Annotated in this window: 16 protein-coding genes and 1 pseudogene; 12 read left to right on the top strand and 5 right to left on the bottom strand. The window is 60.7% G+C overall.

Annotated features, from left to right (window positions below):
- The 10 genes from ACX3YF_RS03540 to ACX3YF_RS03495 all read left to right on the top strand — a co-directional run bounded on the left by ACX3YF_RS03540 (nucleotide 1) and on the right by ACX3YF_RS03495 (nucleotide 9,595).
- The gene (locus ACX3YF_RS03540; RefSeq protein WP_458946182.1) at nucleotides 1–1,206 is read left to right on the top strand and encodes an OmpP1/FadL family transporter; all 1,206 of its coding nucleotides are present in this window, start codon (nucleotides 1–3) and stop codon (nucleotides 1,204–1,206) included.
- Between the two features lie 13 nt (nucleotides 1,207–1,219).
- The gene (locus ACX3YF_RS03535; RefSeq protein ID WP_288101139.1) at nucleotides 1,220–1,711 is read left to right on the top strand and encodes a flavin reductase family protein; all 492 of its coding nucleotides are present in this window, start codon (nucleotides 1,220–1,222) and stop codon (nucleotides 1,709–1,711) included.
- A gap of 227 nt (nucleotides 1,712–1,938) precedes the next feature.
- Nucleotides 1,939–2,967 carry an FAD-binding oxidoreductase gene (locus ACX3YF_RS03530; RefSeq protein WP_288101138.1) on the top strand — a complete coding sequence of 343 codons (1,029 nt, stop codon included), beginning with the start codon at nucleotides 1,939–1,941 and terminating at the stop codon, nucleotides 2,965–2,967.
- A gap of 10 nt (nucleotides 2,968–2,977) precedes the next feature.
- The gene (locus ACX3YF_RS03525; protein ID WP_288101137.1) at nucleotides 2,978–4,300 is read left to right on the top strand and encodes a zinc-binding metallopeptidase family protein; all 1,323 of its coding nucleotides are present in this window, start codon (nucleotides 2,978–2,980) and stop codon (nucleotides 4,298–4,300) included.
- Nucleotides 4,301–4,316: 16 nt separating this feature from the next.
- Nucleotides 4,317–5,054, top strand: a complete 738-nt coding sequence (locus tag ACX3YF_RS03520) for an aspartate/glutamate racemase family protein (protein ID WP_458946179.1) — start codon at nucleotides 4,317–4,319, stop codon at nucleotides 5,052–5,054.
- A 23-nt stretch (nucleotides 5,055–5,077) separates the two neighbouring features.
- Nucleotides 5,078–6,526, top strand: coding sequence for an indoleacetamide hydrolase (gene iaaH, locus ACX3YF_RS03515; RefSeq protein WP_288101134.1), 1,449 nt, complete (start codon nucleotides 5,078–5,080; stop codon nucleotides 6,524–6,526).
- A 25-nt stretch (nucleotides 6,527–6,551) separates the two neighbouring features.
- Entirely contained in the window at nucleotides 6,552–7,310 is a 759-nt protein-coding gene (locus ACX3YF_RS03510) for an SDR family NAD(P)-dependent oxidoreductase (protein WP_288101132.1), read from the top strand.
- Nucleotides 7,311–7,347: 37 nt separating this feature from the next.
- A complete protein-coding gene (locus ACX3YF_RS03505) occupies nucleotides 7,348–8,307 on the top strand; it encodes a VOC family protein (protein ID WP_458946177.1) in 960 nt (319 codons plus the stop codon).
- Nucleotides 8,304–9,161: an alpha/beta fold hydrolase gene (locus ACX3YF_RS03500; protein ID WP_458946176.1), complete on the top strand. Its 858-nt coding sequence runs from the start codon at nucleotides 8,304–8,306 to the stop codon at nucleotides 9,159–9,161. Before ACX3YF_RS03505 ends, ACX3YF_RS03500 begins: the two co-directional genes overlap by 4 nt.
- A gap of 2 nt (nucleotides 9,162–9,163) precedes the next feature.
- A complete protein-coding gene (locus tag ACX3YF_RS03495) occupies nucleotides 9,164–9,595 on the top strand; it encodes a lipocalin-like domain-containing protein (protein WP_458946175.1) in 432 nt (143 codons plus the stop codon).
- Nucleotides 9,596–9,726: 131 nt separating this feature from the next.
- Here ACX3YF_RS03495 and ACX3YF_RS03490 read toward each other — a convergent pair whose 3' ends face one another.
- The 3 genes from ACX3YF_RS03490 to ACX3YF_RS03480 form a co-directional block, all read right to left on the bottom strand.
- Complete coding sequence (locus ACX3YF_RS03490) at nucleotides 9,727–10,458, bottom strand: substrate-binding periplasmic protein (protein ID WP_458946371.1); 732 nt, start codon at nucleotides 10,456–10,458, stop codon at nucleotides 9,727–9,729.
- Nucleotides 10,459–10,859: 401 nt separating this feature from the next.
- Nucleotides 10,860–11,789 (bottom strand): OmpA/MotB family protein, encoded by a 930-nt coding sequence (locus ACX3YF_RS03485; protein ID WP_223272607.1) that lies wholly within the window; start codon nucleotides 11,787–11,789, stop codon nucleotides 10,860–10,862.
- A gap of 23 nt (nucleotides 11,790–11,812) precedes the next feature.
- On the bottom strand, nucleotides 11,813–12,637 hold the full coding sequence (locus ACX3YF_RS03480; protein WP_130203847.1) for a motility protein A: 825 nt from the start codon (nucleotides 12,635–12,637) through the stop codon (nucleotides 11,813–11,815).
- Between the two features lie 323 nt (nucleotides 12,638–12,960).
- On the opposite strand from ACX3YF_RS03480, the gene ACX3YF_RS03475 reads away from it, so the two are divergent.
- Both ACX3YF_RS03475 and ACX3YF_RS03470 read left to right on the top strand, forming a co-directional pair.
- On the top strand, nucleotides 12,961–14,013 hold the full coding sequence (locus tag ACX3YF_RS03475; protein WP_130203848.1) for a flagellin N-terminal helical domain-containing protein: 1,053 nt from the start codon (nucleotides 12,961–12,963) through the stop codon (nucleotides 14,011–14,013).
- 170 nt (nucleotides 14,014–14,183) lie between these two features.
- Nucleotides 14,184–17,585: an O-linked N-acetylglucosamine transferase, SPINDLY family protein gene (locus ACX3YF_RS03470; protein ID WP_448645775.1), complete on the top strand. Its 3,402-nt coding sequence runs from the start codon at nucleotides 14,184–14,186 to the stop codon at nucleotides 17,583–17,585.
- 57 nt (nucleotides 17,586–17,642) lie between these two features.
- Here ACX3YF_RS03470 and ACX3YF_RS03465 read toward each other — a convergent pair.
- Nucleotides 17,643–17,794 (bottom strand): annotated as a pseudogene (locus ACX3YF_RS03465) (UDP-glucose 6-dehydrogenase); the annotation flags it as partial.
- Nucleotides 17,795–17,800: 6 nt separating this feature from the next.
- Nucleotides 17,801–18,493 carry an RNA polymerase sigma factor FliA gene (locus ACX3YF_RS03460; RefSeq protein ID WP_130203850.1) on the bottom strand — a complete coding sequence of 231 codons (693 nt, stop codon included), beginning with the start codon at nucleotides 18,491–18,493 and terminating at the stop codon, nucleotides 17,801–17,803.
- Nucleotides 18,494–18,536 lie beyond the last annotated feature (43 nt).

Below are 18,536 nucleotides of genomic sequence, written 5' to 3'. Positions count from 1 at the left end.
ATGGGGGCTTTCATCTCTGGCAAACGGCGTTTCTCCGGCATCGCCACGACGCTGTTTTTAGCGGGTGTCCCCTATCACGTTGCTCAGGCCACCCAGGGCACGTTCCCTCATGGTTATGGGGTCAAATCCGAGGGCATGGGCGGTGTGGTGCTGGCCCTGCCTCAGGACGCACTGGCTGGCGCATCGAACCCGGCCGGCATGGCATGGGTCGGTGATCGATTGGATGTGGGGGCCGCCTTTCTGAAGGTCGACAACGGCGTGGAGTTCGCGGGCAAAAAAAACAGCGGTAGCGCAGACAATGATCTGTACATCATTCCCCAGCTGGGTGTGAACCACATGCTCGATGAGGTCAGCAGTGTCGGCCTTTCGGTGGTGGGTAATGGTGTCGGCACGGACTATAGCCGTGAAAGCAACGTGGGCGGCCTGAAGAGTCCCGGCTCAACACTCCAGCAGATGGTTGCGACCCTTAGCTATGCGCGCAAGATTACCGAGCGACACAGCCTGGGTTTGGGCCTGATGTTGATCCGGCAGCAGCTTGATATCGACGGCACCAGTAGCATCGGCCTGCCGGAAGGGCGCGACGAGTCCTACGGTGGCGGTTTGCGCGTGGGCTATCTGGGGCACCTTACCGACGAGCTGAGCCTCGGTGCGAGCTATGCGACGCGTGGCTACATGTCGAAAATGAAGCACTTTGACAAGCTGCTGGCCGAGGGGGGAGACCTCGATATGCCCTCCACCTATGGCGTTGGGCTGAGCTACAAACGCGGTGACTGGACGTGGGCTGCCGACGTGCAAAAAATTCTCTGGAGCGACGTGAAGGCCTATGGCAATCCCGGCGTAAGCCGTGCCACCGGGGCTCCGGGTGATAGCGATGGTCCAGGTTTCGGCTGGCGCGACCAGACGGTGTACCGCGTGGGTGTGGCGTACGACGCCACGCGTGATCTGACCCTGCGCTTGGGCTACAACGACGCCAACCAACTGCTCGATAGCCGCGACGGCTACCTCGGCACGCTGGCGCCCGCCGCCAACCATCGCCACGCCACGCTGGGTGCCACTTACCGCTTGGGTAGCGGCAACGAAGTGTCGTTCGCCTATGCGCGATCGTTCATGGACAAGGTTGAAGGCAATGGCCAGGGGCCGGATGCCGTGAGCTCGCCTTACATGGGCCAACACTGGTTCTCGCTCAGCTACGGCCTGACGTTCTAAAGGGGGTGTTTGAATGATTGATAGCACAGCTTTACGTCAGGCCCTCGGCCACTTCGCCACCGGCGTCACTGTCGTGACGACTCGGGATGTCGGGGGGGAGCCCATCGGTGTGACGGCCAGCAGTTTCAACACGGTCTCGCTGGATCCTCCGCTGGTGCTCTGGAGTATCGGCCGCAACGCTTTGAGTTATCCGGTGTTCTCGCAGGCCGAACACTTCGCCATCCATGTGCTGGGTGACGAGCAGGAGGCTTGGTCGAACCGTTTCGGTCGGGCATCAGAAGCCAAGTTCAGTGGCCTGGACTTCGGCGAAGGCGTTGGTGGTGTGCCGCTGCTCAATGGCTGTCCGGCGCGTTTCGAGTGCCGTATCGAGCACCGTTATGAAGGCGGCGATCACCAGATCCTGGTCGGGCGGGTGCTGCGAATGGAGCTGGGGGCGGAGGATGCCCGCCCGCTGTTGTTCCATCGTGGGCGGTACGCCGGGTTGGACTCACTGCCCAGGGGATGACGGTACTCAGCCGTTTTCACGGCAGCCAGCCATGGTTGCCTTTTTTTGCAAGAAGCTGCGCTTTTGGGATAACCGCGTAGCTCAACGGAGCGCAGTCAGCGGCTGCTACTTCCTAATATCGAAAGCATGACCAGCCCCCTCCGGAGCGCTGGTGGTTTGTTGCCACCACGCTCCAGCACGGCTTCGCCAGAACCACGCAATTCCCGTACTCCGGTGGAATCCTGTTTATGAATGAACCAGTGCATCAAGTCACCCTGAACTTTGCCGATGGCGTCACCCGCAGCTTCAGCGTCGCACCGAACAGCAATATTCTCGATGCCGCCATCGAAGCGCAAATGCCGGTGCTCTTCCAGTGCCGCTCCGGCAGTTGCTCAAGCTGCATCAGCACCCTGACAGAGGGCGAGGCGCTAACCCGGCCAGGTGCCAGCTCGACCTTGCTGGCCAGCGAGTTCGCTGCCGGCCAGCGCCTGCTGTGCGTCTGCCAGGCCGAATCCGATTGCACCTTCGATCTCGGTTACGGCAGTGAAGTCGGCTCCAGTGCGGCACATGAAGTACACGCTTTTATCGACTCGGTCGAACGCATCGCCAGCAATGTGATGCGCGTGACTCTGGAATTGGCCGAAGGCGACTGGATGGAGTTCCGCCCGGGCCAGTTCATGCAAATTGTTGTGCCGGGCCTGGGTGTCCTGCGCAGCTACTCGCCTTCGAGTACCCAGCAGAACTTGCCGAAGATGGAGTTCCTGATCCGTCTGATACCGGGTGGAGCGATGTCCGAGTATTTGGAGTCCATGGTCGAGTCTGATCAGGTCTTGAGCCTGAGCGGCCCTTACGGTGCGTTCTTCCTGCGTGATGAGCACAAACGTGCGCCGCATATTTTTGTCGCGGGTGGCACGGGCCTGGCACCGATCCTGTCGATGATCGACGCCCTGCGTCAGGGCGGCGGGCGCAAGCCACCGATGCTCCTGACCTTCGGCTGCGCGGTACCCGAAGCGCTGTTCTCGCTTGAGGACATCGAGTTGCGTCAGCAATGGTTGCCGTCCCTCGAGGCGCGCATCTGTGTCGACCGCGAAGCCACCGAAGGCCTGCATCAGGGCAGTCCGGTCAGTGCACTGCGCGAAGGCGACGTCAGCCATCCCGACACCGTGGCCTACCTGTGCGGTCCACAACCCATGATCGACGCCGCCACCCAGCGCCTGATCGAGCTGGGCATGAAGTCGCACAATATTTTTGCCGAACAGTTCGTCGCCAGTAACTGAGGAAGCGCGCATGAAACCTACGACTTCACTTCCATTTTCGGCGCAGCAGGATCAGTGGTACGAGCAGGCACGCGCCAGACTCAACCCCCAGCGTCTCAAGCAGCTTTTGTTTGATATCAGCAATATCCACAGCCCGACGGGTGCGACCCGCCAGGCCAGCGAGTTCATGAGTCGCCACTTGCAAGGCATCGGCATGAAGTCGCGCTACTACCCGATGAACGACATCACGGGCAACGTGGTCGGTGAGCACCGTGGCAGTGGCGGGGGTGCAACGGTGTTGTTGTATGCGCCCATCGACACCCACCTGGACCGTACGCCGGGTGAGGAAATGCTCACCGGCGAAGGTCAGGAAGCCGACCTGCAACCCTTCGCGCAGAGGGTCGATGACTGGGTGTTCGGTCTGGGCTCATCGAACCCCAAGGCGATGGTTGCGACCTTGACCGAGGTGGCCACCGCACTGATTGAAGCGCAGGTGCCGCTGCGCGGTGACTTGCTGCTGGGTATGGCCGACGGCGGTATGCCGGTAGACATCAGTGCGCGTCACGCGGGTATGTCCAATGGGGTGATCCATCTGCTCAACCGCGGCATGTACCCGGACTTCGCCATCATCATGAAGCCATGGAACTGGGTCTACCACGAGGAACCGGGCATGGCCTGGTTCAAGCTCAAGGTCTACGGCACCCTGGGCTATGCCGGCGTGCCGCATGACACGCCGGGATTCCGCAGCTCCGTGGTGCCTTCAGCCACGGTTATCCAGGAGTTGCAGCAGTGGATTCTGGCGTACACCCAACGCAACACCAGCGGTGTCATCGAGCCACACGGCTGGATCAGCGGTGTGCGTGGAGGCGACGTCGAACGCCCGGCGTTCCCGAGCGCGGTCACTGAAATCTTTTTCGACGTGCGTATTAATCCACGCGTCAGCCCCGGTGATGTGAGGGCGCAGTTCGCTGCATTCGTCGACGACCTGAGGGTGCGCTTTCCTGCGTTGGATCTGGGCTGGGAAATGTACGGCTCGGTACCGGGCGGGACCACTGATCCGCAGAACTGGATCATCCAGTCGTGCAAGCGGGGTTGGGAGTTCATCGAGCAACGCCCGCATGGCATGCCCGACATGCTCGCGGGGCAAACGGATGGTGCGGCGCTGCGCCGTTATGGCGTGCCGACCGCGCGTATCGGTTGGCCGTGGCCCGCGACCGGCGCACCGTTGCCGGTGGCCGAAGGTCTGGGCGGCATGGGTGCGACCTATGTCCCTGATCTGATGCCCTGCGCCGAGAAGATTCTCTATGCGTTGATCGACACCCTGACGCGCCCCCGCCACGAACTGGGCCTGTGAGTACGAGAAGTTAATGATGAAAAAGCGCATCAAGATGATTTTCCCGGTTCCGATGAGTGAGGCCACACGTCCGCTGGTGGAGTCGCAGTTGCCCGCTTCGCTGATGCGGCCCGACATCGACGTGAGCTTCGTGGGCGCGGGCCAGGTGATGACCCTGGCCGACAGCTATTACGACATGGCGCTGATGGAGCTGGCGGTGATCGAAGCCGGGATCAAGGCTGAGGAAGAAGGCTACGACGCGGTGTGCGTCAATACCGTCAGTGACTCGGGCCTGTCGGCGCTGCGTTCGCGCTTGTCGATCCCGGTTCTCGCACCCGGTATCGCCGCGTTCCATACCGCCTGCATGCTCGGACAGAAGTTCAGCATCCTGACCATGTGGCCGCGTTGGTACCCGCTGTATCGCAAGACCCTCAAGGAGTACGGCCTGGAATCGCGTCTGGCCTCGATCCGCTCGATCGATGTGCGCCCCGACACCGAGGCGTTGCTGGAAGGCAAGGAAGAGGTGGTCTTCGCCAAACTGCTGGAAGCGGGAAGGCTTGCCATTGAGCAAGACGGAGCCGATGTGATTGTGCTCGGCTCGACCACCATGCACCAGTCACACGCCTATCTCGCCCGGCATCTGCCGGTGCCAGTGCTCAACCCTGGGCTGATTGCTTACAAGATGTGCGAAGTACTGCTCGATCTGGGGCTGTGCCACAGCAAGATCGCCTACCCGAGCCCGGAACAGAACAAGGACGCAGCCTTCAGTCGCTGAAGCCTGTACCAAGGAGTGCTGACATGAAAGTGTTTGAATCTGCAAGCGTTCACGTTTTGGCCGATCTGACCATCGCCGAGGCGTCTGAGGCTTTTCGCAACGGTGTGCTGAGTAGCGTCGAGTTGGTCCAGGCGTGCCTGAAGCGTTCCGAGGAAGGCAAATCGCTCAATGTTTATGTGACCCTCGACACGCCGGGAGCCTTGCAGGCCGCCCAGGCCGCCGATGCTGCACGCCAGGCGGGCGAGCCGCTCAAGCCACTCAGTGGCATCCCGATTGTGATCAAGGACAACATCCATGTTGCAGGGCTGCCGTGCACCGCCGGCTCGCCGGCTTTCGCAGGCTTTGTGCCGAGTGAAGATTCACCCTGCGTGAAAAAACTGCGTGAAGCCGGGGCGATCATTCTTGGCAAGACCAACATGCATGAGCTGGCTTTCGGTGCCACTGGCTATAACGGTGCTTACAACACGGGTGCCGAGGTGGGCGTACGCAACCCGTACGACTGCACTCGTATCGCGGGTGGTTCGTCCTCTGGCAGCGCCGCAGCATTAGGCGCACGTATGGCCCTGGCGGCCTTGGGCACCGACACCGGTGGCTCGATGCGCATTCCGCCAGCGCTCAATGGCTGCGCTTCGTTGCGCCCAAGCGCAGGGCGCTACTGCGACCGAGGCGTTATCCCGATTGCCCGCAGCCGCGACACGGTCGGGCCGATGGCGCTGTGCATGGCCGACGTAGCGCTGCTCGATGGATTGATCACGGGCGAGTACGCCATGCCGTCGGTGGTGCTGGGAGCGTTGCGCCTGGGCGTACCGAGCGAGTTTTGGGAAAACCTCGATCAGGACACCTATGAGCAAGCGGTGGCCGCAGCAGAAACGCTGAGCAGCCACGGCGTGACCCTGGTGCCCATCGAAGAGGCCGGCCTGCATGCACTGAACGAGCCGGTCGGTTTCCCCGTGGTGATCCATGAGGCCTACGACTGCATGGTCGACTATCTGCGCGACTACGGTCATGCCCAGACCATCGAGCAGCTCGCCGAGAAAATTCACAGCCCCGATGTGCGTTGGATTTATGAGCATTGGGTCATGCCACGCAAAATGCCGGTCGGCGATCGGTTGGTGGATGTTGTACCGGCTTATCAGGCTGCGCAGAACGGTGGCCGTCAGGCGCTGCTCGAGCGTTACCTGACGCTGTTCGAACGGCACCAACTCGATGCGCTGCTGTTTCCCACAACGGCAATCGTGGCGCCAGTGGCCAACGACGAGGTCAACCAGCCAAGTGTCTTCGGGCGCCTGATCCAGAACACCGAACCGGCCGCCAGCGCGGGCTTGCCGTGCATTCAGTTGCCGGTCGGGCTGGGTAGCCGAAGCGGTTTGCCTGTGGGCATGGAGTTGGATGGTCCACCCGGTTGCGACCGCCGCCTGCTGGCGATCGGTCAACTGCTGGAAGGCCTGTTTGGCCGAGTGCCACGGGCTTGAACCGTATGGTCTGTGAGGAGGCGTCATGAGTCAGGGCAGTCTGTGGCGTGAAAAAGTGGTCATCGTGACCGGGGGCGGCAGTGGGATAGGTCGCGATGTTTGCCTGGCGCTGGCCCGTGAAGGCGCTCGCGTGGTGATTGGCAATCGCACCGCGCAGTCTGGTCAGGCGGTGGTCGAGGAAATCCTCGCTGAAGGTGGTCAGGCGTTGTTCCGTGCCACGGATGTGTCGTGCGCGGCGGATTGCCAGGCCTTGGTAGCGCTGGCCATGAACACCTACGGCCGCCTCGATGGCGCATTCAATAATGCGGGTCTGCAGCGTGACTTCAATGACGTGCATGAGACCCCGATGGAAGACCTGTCCGAGGTCATCGACATCAACCTCAAGGGCGTGCTGTACATGATGAAATATGAGGCCGCCGCGATGCTCCAGGGCAATGGCGGCGTCATCGTCAACAACGCCTCGATCTTCGGCCTCAAGGCCATGCCCAGGACCGCCTGTTACGTTGCCGCCAAGCACGGCGTTGTCGGGGCTACCCGCGCCGCAGCGCTGGATTATGCGACTCGCGGCATCCGCGTCAATGCGATCTGCCCCGGCCCGATCAAAACGCCCAGTTTCGACCGTGTCACCGGTGGCGACGAACACCTGTATGACGAAGGCGTTCCCATGCACCGCATTGGCCGTCCCGAGGAAGTCACCACGGCGGTGCTTTGGCTGCTGTCGGAACAATCTTCTTATGTAACGGGCGCGACGCTTTCGGTCGATGGCGGCATGTCGGCCGAATGAATCGTTCTGATCAGCAACGGTCAAAGGAGAACAATAAATGATCAATGCTTTGAGCTACGTGGTGGTGCAAACCCCGCACCTCGACGCCTGGATGGAGCAGGCCCGGCACCACATTGGCTTGCATGTCGATGTGGTCGAACCCGGTGTCTGTATACGCTTGCGCGCAGATGAGAAGGTCCAGCGCTTGCTGGTCAGCGCCTGCGAGGGGGAGGCGACCATGGGCATGGGGTTCGGCGTGCCCGATGCCGCCGCGCTGGAGAACACCCGGCAGGCCCTTGAGGATGCCGGTTACCCGACCACTGCTGGTACCGCTGAAGAGCTGCGCCTGCGGGGTGTGGCGGGCATGCTGCACTTCACCGATCCGGACGGCCTGCGCCTGGAAGTTGCCTACGGTCTCGCCGATGCCGCGACTCCGTTTGTACCGGGGCGTCCCCTTGGTGGTTTCCGTACCGGCGACATGGGCTTGGGGCATGTTGCATTGATTACCGAGCACTTCGATGAGCTCAGTCACCTGTACCGTAACGTATTGGGTTTCAGGGTGAGCGACCACACCCAGGCACCCTTTCGCGTCGAGTTCCTGCACTGCAATCCGCGCCATCACACCCTCGGTCTGGCACACACCGGCGGCCCGGCGAAGATCTACCACTTGATGCTCGAGTACAACGATTTTGACGACGTTGGGCGCGCCTACGACATGGCTCTGGTCAACCCCGAATGCATCGGGGTCACGCTGGGGCGCCATATCAATGACCACGTCACCTCCTTCTACTTGAAGAACCCGGATGGCTGGATGTTCGAGCTGGGTTGGGCCAGCCGTACCGTCGGCCCGGACTGGGAAGTCGAGGAGCTGCAAGGCATGAGTCTGTGGGGCCATGACCGCACATGGCTGCCGGACGACAAGCGCGCAGAAGCGCGACAAATCCTCAAGCGTCTGGCCGATCAGGGCGTACGTGCCCCGGTCGTGACCACTGCGCAAACCGCTAAGGCCAAACAATGACTGAACACGCTCAAGCCGCCTCGCCGGAAATTGCCAACCGCATTCAAATTGGCGAATGCACCCTCAACTATCACGATCAGGGCGAGGGAGACGTCATCCTGTTGATCCACGGCTCCGGACCGGGCGTGACCGGTTGGGCTAACTGGCGCGGGGTGATTCCAACCCTGTCGCAGCGGGCGCGGGTCATCGCTCCCGATATGCTCGGCTTCGGTTACACCCGTTGTCCGTCGCAGTGGAAACTGGAGCCTGCCATTTGGGTGCAGTCACTGATCGGCTTGCTCGATGCGCTGGACATCAAACAGGTATCCATTGTCGGCAACTCCTTCGGCGGCGCCATCGCCCTGGCACTGGCCAAGGCGTTTCCGCAGCGCGTCAAGCGCCTGGTGCTGATGGGCGCTGCCGGCCTGTCGTTCCCGATCACCGACGGGCTGGACAAGGTCTGGGGTTATCAGCCGTCGTTGCAGGCGATGCGCGGGCTGATGGAGGTGTTTGCCTACGACCACAGCCTGATCAACGACGACCTGGTCAGCATGCGCTATCAGGCGAGCATTCGCGACGACGTGCAAAGCCGCTTCGCCCAGCTGTTCCCCGCCCCGCGCCAGCAAGGCGTGGAAATGCTTGCTCTGGCCGAAGAGGATTTACGCGCCTTGCCACACCCGACGCTGCTGATTCACGGCCGCGACGACAAGGTCATTCCGCTGGAGTTGTCCGAGCGCATGTTGCGCCTTATTCCCCATTCCCAGATGCACGTGTTCGGCGAATGCGGGCACTGGGTTCAAATCGAAAAGGCCCAGGCCTTCAACCGCCTACTGGTCGATTTTCTGGTCGATCAACCGGCCAATGCAGGAGCATGACCATGAACCGAGACACTATTAAGGGCCGCTGGTCCATCCAATCCTGGGAGCAGTTGTACGACGATGGCCGGGTGGTGTGCCCAATGGGGACCGAGCTGGAAGGCTTTATCGAGTACAGCGACTTCGGCATGTTTTGCGTGGTGGCCAAGAAAGGCCGCGAGCCATTCCTGACGGGCGGACAGTGGTCGGCCGAGGACGCCGAGAAGGCGGCTGCCTACAGCAGCTACCTGACTTACGCGGGTGACTTCGACGTTGCAGGCAACACGATCACCCACAAGGTGCGCTACAGCATCTTTCCCAATTGGGTCGGTGGCAGCCAGCAGCGTATCGCTGAACTCGATGGCGATACTCTGGCGCTTACGGCGCGTCTTGAGGAGGGGACCAGCGAAGCCCGTACTGCGCGCTTGATATGGACGCGTGCCTCGGGGGCATGAAGTGGATTCAGGTTTGGCGCCGGGAGCGTGAAGCCGTATGGGAGGACATGCGGCTTCGGTTGAGCAACGTCCCGCAAATGATGCATCAGACTGGCTAAATCGTTCTGCGGGCTTGCGCGGGTTCCGCGCTTTCATTGCCCGATGGGGGGATTGTATCGATCCTGGATGCGCTTTAGCTCGCCCGAGCGGCGCATCTGCTCCAGGGCGTTGGCCCAGGACGCCACCTTTTCGTCTTCACAGTCGCGGCTGAAGGCGATGTACAGCGATGAGCGATAGAGCTCGATGGGAACCTGCCGCAGTGTGCCAGGGGCGATGTTCAACTGGCGGCTGTAGTAAGCCACCCCCGCAGCGGTGTCGCCTATGATGATGTCCGTGCGCCCGGCCAACAGCATGAGATAGAGCTGCAGGCTCTCGGTTGCACTTTTTTCGAGGCTGTTGAAGCCCCGCGACTGCAGAGTCTCGGGTATCAGGCCGGCATGTCTCGTCGTGATTTTTGGGGCGAGCAAAAGCTGATCCAAGGTATTGACCGGGTGTTGCGCATTGGCTAACTGATAGGGGTGAATGGACTCTTCCACGATCGGTCCGACCCACTTGTATAACGGCTCGCGCTCCGCCGTGCGGAACAGGGAATACATGATGGTCCTGGGCCGGGCATTTAATGCGTGGGTGCTTCGCATACTGGGCAGCAGCACCACCTCAAAGTCATCTCCGGTCAGCGCCATTATTCCCCGAACGATCTCCGTGGCCATGCCGGTGAGCTGATGGTTCTCAAGGTAATTGTATGGCGCCCACTCTTCAGTAACGATCCGATACGGCTCAGCCCAGACGCGAGTGCCAAGCAACAGGCAGAGCAGCGTGGCCATAAGTTTCGAATGTTTCACGTGTTCTGCCTGGTGGGCTGTTCGATGATCAAGGGTGGATCTGATTAAAAAGGGTGTAGTCAGTATAAACCCTGACACACCTCAAACACCTGATTCAGTCCCGTCAATACGGCGATTGATACATACGAACCGGCACGCATGGCACGCTCTTTACAAGCGCGTTTAGAGGATTGGCTCTTCGGTATCGGTTCGGAAAAGTAGTGACCGTCCGTTTGTGGCCGGCTCCGTTGAAAAAGTCGGACATCCAAAACGGTCTGATCATTGACTGGTGAAAACGCTTTTTTTTACGCGTTGCTGCGTGAAGTCTGCGTCTGCAAACCTCTGCCGATCGTGAAGGTTTCAATTTCGGACGCGTACCTTTTTACCCGCGGTTAACTCAAGTTTCAGCGTTCCAGAATCAATTCCACCCGGCGGTTGATGGCGCGCCCTTTGGCTGTTGTGTTGTCGCCCAGGGGACGGGTGTCTGCGTAGCCGACGGCTGTGAGGCGATCACTCTTGATACCGTTGCTTTGAAGGTAACGCACGACGCTGCCGGCGCGGGCGCCGGAGAGCTCCCAGTTGGAGGGGAAACGTGAGCTGCGAATGTCCTGTGTATCGGTGTGGCCAGCGACAATGACTTTGTGCGGGACGCTGTCGAGTACCGGTATCAGGTGTTGCAGGACTCTCAGGCCGCCCAGGTTGAGGTCGGATTGGCCGGAGGGGAAGAGGATTTCACTGCTGATCCGGAAGCTGATGGTGCTTTCGCTGGTGACGACTTCAATATCACTGCCCAGTTTGTCCAGCGGCAGTTCTTTGAGCAGCTCATCAACACTTGGTTTAGCGGGAGCGGGGGGTGTGGGTTGTTCTGCAATGGCGGGTTCGGGCGCTGGAGCCTCAGTCGTTGCGGCGACTGATGTGGCGGCTTCCAGTGATGCCATTTCAGTTGAGGTGATCGTCTCCGGTGTCGGTTCCGGTTCGATCGGTGTTTTGGCCTGCGGCACGAGCAATAAAGCTCCTGGGGGATCCAGTTGGGTCAGGTTTTTGCCACTGAAGATCGGGTTCAGGTTGAGGTCGGTCTTGCGGGTGTGGTCATGGCCCTTGCCAGCCATGGCCAGCATTGCCATGGTGACCACTAGCAACAGCGTCATCATGTCCAGATAGGTCATCATCCAAGCCTCGCCCCCGGCGTCGTCCACTGGGGGGATGCCGGCAACCGCGGCCGCCGTTGCGGTTTTGCGTTTCAGACCGCGATGATTCTGGCGCGCCTGCATGAGCTCGACTTCGAGGGCTCGCTGACGGGCCAGCCAGTGCTGATGGTCGGCCAGAACGTCCACTGAGGCGGCGCGGTGGGAAGGCCTCATGCTCGCGAGTTCCACTTGAGGGGTATCAGTTTACGGCTTGGGCGAACGGGTTCGTCACGCAATTCGTTCTGATGCTCGGCGACGAAGGATTTCAGCGTTTCACGCATCAGGCCCGGGCTGCGTTTGTTGGACATCATGGAAATGCCTTGCAGGATCATGTTCATCAACACCACCCGCTGTTCAGTACGGCGCTCCAGTTTGACCGCGACGGGTTTGAACACCAGGTTGGCGAACAGCACCCCGTAAAGGGTGGTCATGAGGCCTACGGCCATTTGCCTGCCAATGGTCACCATGTCGCCATCGCCGAGTACGAACATGAGGTTCACCAACCCCACCAGCGTACCCAGCATGCCGAAGGCCGGGGCATAGCTGGCCATGACCCGAAACAGCTGTGCTTCGGCGTGTTCTTTGGCGCGCAGCCGGGAAATTCGCCATTGCAGCAGCTCAAGGATGTCGTCTTCGGGTGTCTTGTCGATCACCAATTGCACACCGGAGCGCAGGAAGGGATTTTTGACTTGATCCAGTGCCTCCTCAACCGCTCGCAAGTCGCCGTCAACCCACAGACGCGACAGGCTGACCAGTTCATCGATGTCCTCCTGGGTGTACTCGCGCTCGTTGCAAATGACGGTCTTGATCAGGCTGAAGATGCGCAGCACTTCGCCCAGCGGATAGCTGATGAAGGTCGCGGCAAACGTGCCGACGACCACAATGCCCAGGCTCGGCATATCAATGAACAATCCGGGTTGTTGCGCGCAGACCACCAGTAGAACCGCCAGCAGTAAAAGGCTGGCGAGCATACCGATCAGGGTCGAGGGGTTCATGCAGCACTCCTTGAAACAGCACTCGGCACCCACGCCGAGGGCGTGGGTGCGATTGAGATAAAGGGAGGCTTTATAACTTGGCGCGGGGGGATTCAAATCCGTTAATACAGCCACATTCCCTGGCGAAATCAGCATTACGGGAAATGGCTGGCGGGGCGCAGGGCCGCAGAATGGCGTGTGTGAAAATTTTTTGAGGGCCGGCTAAAGGTGGGTGATCGGGTCGCCGATGTTCGCAATGTCTGTACGGTAACGGCGCTGAAAGTAACGGGTGCCGGACTCTGATTTTGTCATAAGCACTTCACCCACGAGAAGGAACTGCAAAAATGTCAGTTATCAATACCAACATCACCTCGATGATCGCTCAACAAAACCTGAACTCCTCGGAGGACAGCCTGAGCACCTCGATCGAACGCCTGTCGTCCGGCCTGAAAATCAACAGCGCCTCCGATGACGCCGCCGGCCAGGCGATCGCCAACCGCATGACCTCGCAGATCACCGGTCTGGAACAGGCGAGCAGCAACGCCAGCGACGGTATCTCCCTGGCGCAGACCACTGAAGGCGCGCTGGACCAGGTGAACGACAACCTGCAGCGTATCCGTGAGCTGTCGGTGCAAGCGTCCAACGGCACCAACTCCCAGTCCGACTTGCAATCGATCCAGGACGAGATCACCCAGCGTCTGGACGAGATCGACCGTATCTCCGAGCAAACCGCGTTCAACGGCGTGGACGTGCTGTCCAAAGACCAGACCATCACCATCCAGGTCGGCGCCAACGATGGCGAAACCATCGACATCAAACTCAGCGAAGTCAATGCCAAGACCCTGGGCCTGAGCAACTTCAACGTGAACGGCTACGACACCACCCTGACCGCCAGCACGCTGTCGGATTCCTCGGGCACCGCGATCACGTCGACCAATACCAGCTATGTCGACAAGTCCGGCACCACCGTCAGCGGCGGCACGCTGTCCACCGACGCCGACGGCGACTACTTCCTGACCGTAGGCGGCAAGACCTACGCAGCCGAAGTGACCCTGACCACCAGCGGCACCACCACCTCGGCGAGCATCAGCATCGACACCGACAACGCGGTGACCAAGAAGTCCACCGGCACCCTGACCACCCTCGACAACGCCCTGAATACGGTGGACTCGATGCGTTCGGACCTGGGTGCGGTGCAAAACCGGTTCGACTCGGCGATTACCAACATCTCGACCACCACCACCAACCTGACGTCCGCCCGTTCGGGTATCCAGGACGTGGACTACGCCACCGAAGTGTCGGCCATGACCAGTGCCCAGATCCTGCAACAGGCAGGTACATCGGTATTGGCCCAAGCCAACTCCATGCCGGAGCAAATGCTGTCGCTGCTGCAATAATCGCGACGGCGCGGTACGAAGGGGCCAGCTCACGCTGCGCCCCTTTTTTGCGTGTGTTCGCCGCACAATATTTGGTAATCGCTGCATTGCGAGGGCTTTATCCGGGCTTTGCCGTGGAGGGGCGCGCGATAGCATTTCGCGCAGACTCTTTTTCACAAGGCCACTCCTGAATGTCCAGATCCCCGCGTCCCGGCTCGCACAAACACGCCGCCCCGCCCACGCTGGCCCAGGCGCGACGGCTCAGCCAGCAGCGCCCCCACGACCCGCGCGTGTGGAAAGACCTGGGCGACTTGCAATTGCACAGCCATCCCGAACAGGCGCTGGCCAGTTTCGAGCAGGCCCTGCGCCTGTCGCCCGACGAGCCCCAGGCCCTGGAGCGGGTGGCCAAGGCCGCGCAAAAGCTCGGCCACGCGGATCGCGCCCTGGAACTTGTCCACAGGGCGCTGCGGATCAATCCGGATTTCGCCGTCGGCCATCACCGTCTGGCCACGCTGTATTTCGAGCAAGGCCAGTTCGCCAACGCTTTGCCGTCCATCGAACGCGCGTTGGCGTTAATGCCCCATGACTGCCGCATGCTGTCGCGCAAAGGCTTGATCCTCAATCGCCTGGAACGTCACGGCGAAGCCATTGCGGTGTTCGACAAGCTGATCGAACGAGAGCCGGGGGATTACAGTCACTGGAACAATGCGGCCAACCTTTACAAGGACATCGGTCAGTTGGCCAAGGCCGACAAGTACTATCAAAAGGCGGTGTCGCTGGCCAGGCGCAAGGATGTGCTGCCGTACTCCAATCGTCTGACGTCGCTGCACTATGATCCTGACCGCAGCCGCGACTATATCTTCGAGGTCTGCAAGGAGTGGCAGTCACGCTTCGGTCCGAAATCCGTTCCCGCACGACCCGACGTGCAGGACCGTGCGTTGAACCGCTGCCTGCGCATAGGTCTGGTGTCCGACGGTTTGCGCCAGCATCCGGTGGGCAACATGATCGTGGGTGTGCTGGAAAAATTGCCGCGTCATCAGTTTGAATTGTTCGCCTACAGCACCAGCCAGGCCAGTGATCATCTGACCCTGCGCATTCAGGCGACGGTTCATCAGTGGCTCGCGATCAAGCACATGGACGAGCACACGCTGGCCCAGCGCATTCGCGATGACCGGATCGATATCCTGATCGATCTGTGCGGCCATAACGCTGGTAATCGCATGGGCGCCATGGCGCTGCAACCGGCGCCGTTGCTGGTGAAGTGGGTGGGCGGGCTGATCAATACAACGGGGCTGGATGCGATCGATTATTTGCTCAGCGACAGTATTGAGTCGCCTGAAGGCGAGGATGCGTTCTACACCGAAAAACTCATCCGTCTGCCCGACGATTACATCTGTTACGACCCTCCGCCCTACACGCCCGACATCAAGCCATTGCCGGCGCTGGAGAGTGGCTTCATCACCTATGGGTGCTTCAATAACCCGACCAAGGTCAACGATGTCCTGCTGCTCCAGTGGGCCGAATTGATGCGGGCTACGCCGGATTCGCGCTTGCTGCTCAAGGGCGGGGCGTTCGGCAACAGTGAGCTGCGCGAGCATGTGCAGGCCGTAATGGCTGCCCAGGGAGTTGCGCCTGAACGTGTGCTGGTCGAAGGGCCGGTCGGCCACAAATCCCTGCTCGAGACCTACAACCGCGTCGATATCGCACTTGACACCTGGCCCTATTCCGGCGGACTGACGACCTGCGAGGCGTTGTTGATGGGGGTGCCGGTGGTTACGCTGCCCGGCCCGACATTCGCCGGGCGCCACTCGGCTACCCACTTGGTCAATGCCGGGCTGCCAGAGCTGGTGGTTGACAGTTGGGATGAATACCGTCAGCGCGTCATCGGCCTGACGAGGGACCTGAACAGTCTCTCCCGCATTCGCGGCCACCTGCGCGATGTGCTGATGCGTTCGCCGGTCTGTGACAGTCAGCGCTTTGCGAGCCATTTCAGCACGGCCATGCGGGCAATCTGGCAGCGCTATTGCGAGGGCAAACCTACTGCCGCGTTGACGCTGAGCAAGGATGGGGGCGCCCGGTTCCAGGGCGAAGCCGAGGCAGTGGACATCCAGCACCCGGTTGAGCCAGTCAGGGAGGAGGGCTTCAGTTTCAAGTTTCAGGGCAAGATCGTCACGCTCGATCATGGCGCGACACTGGTGGCTTCGGCGCAGTTTGTCGCGCTACAAAAGCTGGGCGCCTTTTCGACGATAGCGTTCGACCCGGCCAGTCGCATCGATAATGCCAAGCAATTGGCACTACTCGGCGAGTTGCATTATTACCCGCATGCGGCACTGGGCAATGGCCGGGCGACCACTCTCTACGCGTGCCTCGATCCGATGATGACAGCGACGTTGGAACCTCTGGCCGCGCAACGTCCGGGTGCCCGCGTATTGGCCCAACTTGCGCTGCCGACCCTGAAGCTGGACGCGATCAATGGCTTGTCGTCCGTTGACTGGCTGGTGCTGGACAATCTGAACGACAGCCTCGCCGTCATTGATCACGGGCAACGGACACTGAGCGATACGCTGCTGGTGCAGGCACGCGTCAACTTTGCGCCGACCCATCGCCAGCAGCCCGATGTGGGCCTGATCAGCCAAAGCCTTGCTCGCCTGGGGTTTAGCTTTTATCGGTTGAATAAACTTCAACACGACAGCCACCGGCTGCAGGGTGAGAGTCCTGATCAACTTCAGGCCTCACATCTGGTCTGTGCCGATGCCTTGTTTCTGCCCGACTCGGCGCGTTTGGCGGCACTGTCGGACAACCAGCGGCTGAAGCTGGCGTTCATCCTGCACACGGTTTACGGCGCTCACGACGTCGCGACACAGCTTCTCAGCGCGCTCGACAGCGGTTTGGCCGAGCGGTACCTCAAGCATTGTCAGAACACGTCATCGGCCTCGATGCCCACATCAAACCAGGTCGAAGCGCTTGCCGCTCGACAAGATGATGGCTTGCGGGCGCCGATGCAGGAACCCCAGGTGACATTCCCGGAAGAGGTCGCCGCTTACCTGAAAACGATCTATGCAGAGGCCTCGGTGATTCTGGAGTACGGCAGCGGTGGTTCGACAATCATGGCCGCCAGAATGCCGGACAAGTCAGTGATTTCGGTCGAGAACGACGCCCGTTGGGCCAAGGACATGCAAGCCTGGATTGCCAGCGCTTCGCTGCCATCGCCACCGGTGATTTACCCGATCGATGTCGGCGAGACCGGCCCGTGGGCGCGTCCGAAAAATGCCCGGGCCTGGAAAAAATTCCACACCTATCCGCTGAAGGTTTGGGATGAACCGTTCTTCGAGCAACCGGATGTGATCCTGATCGACGGGCGTTTTCGGATTGCCTGCTTCGTGACCGCCTACCTGCGGGCGACCAAACCGATGATCGTGCTGTTCGACGATTACCTCGATCGTCCTCACTATCACGTGGTCGAGCGGTTATTGGCACCGACCAGGTTCGTCGGTCGAATGGCGCGGTTCGACCTGCGTCCTCTCGCAGAAATTCCTCGGTCAGAGCTGACCTGGCTGGTGGCCAGCTACAACGAGGTGGCCTACGCCCAGTGATCGTCAGACGCTGATGAACTGAGCCGTGCGCGTTCGCGGGTTGGGACGCGCGGGGCTCAGGCCCGGCTCGTGAATCGGTATTTCACCGTCCTGCAGCCGTTCGATGCGTGCGGGCCGATGTCCATGCACATCACTTGATGGCCGACATCGGCAAGGCACGCGCTTGCCACAAGCCCCTCATACCCGGAACCGAACACAGTGATTTTCACGTGTCGTTATTCCGTCATGCTGGCGCGCAGCCGGGCAATGGCCTGGCTGTGCAACTGACAGGCGCGTGACTCGCTGACTTCCAGCACCAGGCCAATCTCGCGCAGGTTGAGTTTTTCATGATGACACAGCGCGAGCAGCAGTCTTTCCCGCGCTGGAAGGGCGTCAATGGCGCGCATGAGTTGGGCTCGGTTGCGATCATTGACCAGTTCGGCAAAGGGGGTGAGGTGCCGGGAACTGATCGCATCGATATGCTCTTCGCCCACATCGTCGATGGGCAACATTTGACTACCATTAGTGTCGCTGAGCACTTGATGGTATTCAGCGAGCGTCAATCCCATCGCTGAAGCGACTTCGCGCTCTTTGGCAGGTCGGCCCAGGCTTTGCTCCACGCGATGCATGGCATCCTCCAGCGCACGTGCGTTGCGCCGCACGCTGCGGGGTACCCAGTCGCGGGTGCGCAGTTCGTCGATCATTGCGCCGCGAATACGTTGCGAGGCGAAGGTTCCGAACGTGGCCCCCACGCTAAAGTCATAGCGAGACATGGCGTCGAGCAAGCCGATGCTGCCGGCCTGAATCAAATCGTCCAGCTCGATATTGGCTGGCAGCCGGGTTTTCAGACCCAGTGCTTGCCGCCGGACCAAGGGTAGGTACTGCTGGAGCACTTCCTGCTGGTTTATCTTGCCCTGTGCCGTATACATCGTGCGCGCCTGCGAAAGACAGAAAATGGCGATGAGGCATCCG

It is taken from the genome of Pseudomonas fluorescens group sp. PF-69 (genome assembly GCF_054481235.1).
This window is presented reverse-complemented; position numbering and strand designations above follow the sequence as displayed.

What these genes read in the sequence shown, in the direction of transcription:
- ACX3YF_RS03510 (WP_288101132.1), top strand. Translation starts at nt 6,552, where the DNA reads ATGAGTCAGGGCAGTCTGTGGCGTGAAAAAGTGGTCATCGTGACCGGG.
- ACX3YF_RS03480 (WP_130203847.1), bottom strand. Translation starts at nt 12,637, where the DNA reads ATGAACCCCTCGACCCTGATCGGTATGCTCGCCAGCCTTTTACTGCTG.
- ACX3YF_RS03475 (WP_130203848.1), top strand. Translation starts at nt 12,961, where the DNA reads ATGTCAGTTATCAATACCAACATCACCTCGATGATCGCTCAACAAAAC.
- ACX3YF_RS03470 (WP_448645775.1), top strand. Translation starts at nt 14,184, where the DNA reads ATGTCCAGATCCCCGCGTCCCGGCTCGCACAAACACGCCGCCCCGCCC.
- ACX3YF_RS03460 (WP_130203850.1), bottom strand. Translation starts at nt 18,493, where the DNA reads ATGTATACGGCACAGGGCAAGATAAACCAGCAGGAAGTGCTCCAGCAG.
- ACX3YF_RS03490 (WP_458946371.1), bottom strand. Translation starts at nt 10,458, where the DNA reads ATGGCCACGCTGCTCTGCCTGTTGCTTGGCACTCGCGTCTGGGCTGAG.
- ACX3YF_RS03540 (WP_458946182.1), top strand. Translation starts at nt 1, where the DNA reads ATGGGGGCTTTCATCTCTGGCAAACGGCGTTTCTCCGGCATCGCCACG.
- ACX3YF_RS03535 (WP_288101139.1), top strand. Translation starts at nt 1,220, where the DNA reads ATGATTGATAGCACAGCTTTACGTCAGGCCCTCGGCCACTTCGCCACC.
- ACX3YF_RS03520 (WP_458946179.1), top strand. Translation starts at nt 4,317, where the DNA reads ATGAAAAAGCGCATCAAGATGATTTTCCCGGTTCCGATGAGTGAGGCC.
- ACX3YF_RS03495 (WP_458946175.1), top strand. Translation starts at nt 9,164, where the DNA reads ATGAACCGAGACACTATTAAGGGCCGCTGGTCCATCCAATCCTGGGAG.
- ACX3YF_RS03525 (WP_288101137.1), top strand. Translation starts at nt 2,978, where the DNA reads ATGAAACCTACGACTTCACTTCCATTTTCGGCGCAGCAGGATCAGTGG.
- ACX3YF_RS03505 (WP_458946177.1), top strand. Translation starts at nt 7,348, where the DNA reads ATGATCAATGCTTTGAGCTACGTGGTGGTGCAAACCCCGCACCTCGAC.
- ACX3YF_RS03500 (WP_458946176.1), top strand. Translation starts at nt 8,304, where the DNA reads ATGACTGAACACGCTCAAGCCGCCTCGCCGGAAATTGCCAACCGCATT.
- iaaH (WP_288101134.1), top strand. Translation starts at nt 5,078, where the DNA reads ATGAAAGTGTTTGAATCTGCAAGCGTTCACGTTTTGGCCGATCTGACC.
- ACX3YF_RS03530 (WP_288101138.1), top strand. Translation starts at nt 1,939, where the DNA reads ATGAATGAACCAGTGCATCAAGTCACCCTGAACTTTGCCGATGGCGTC.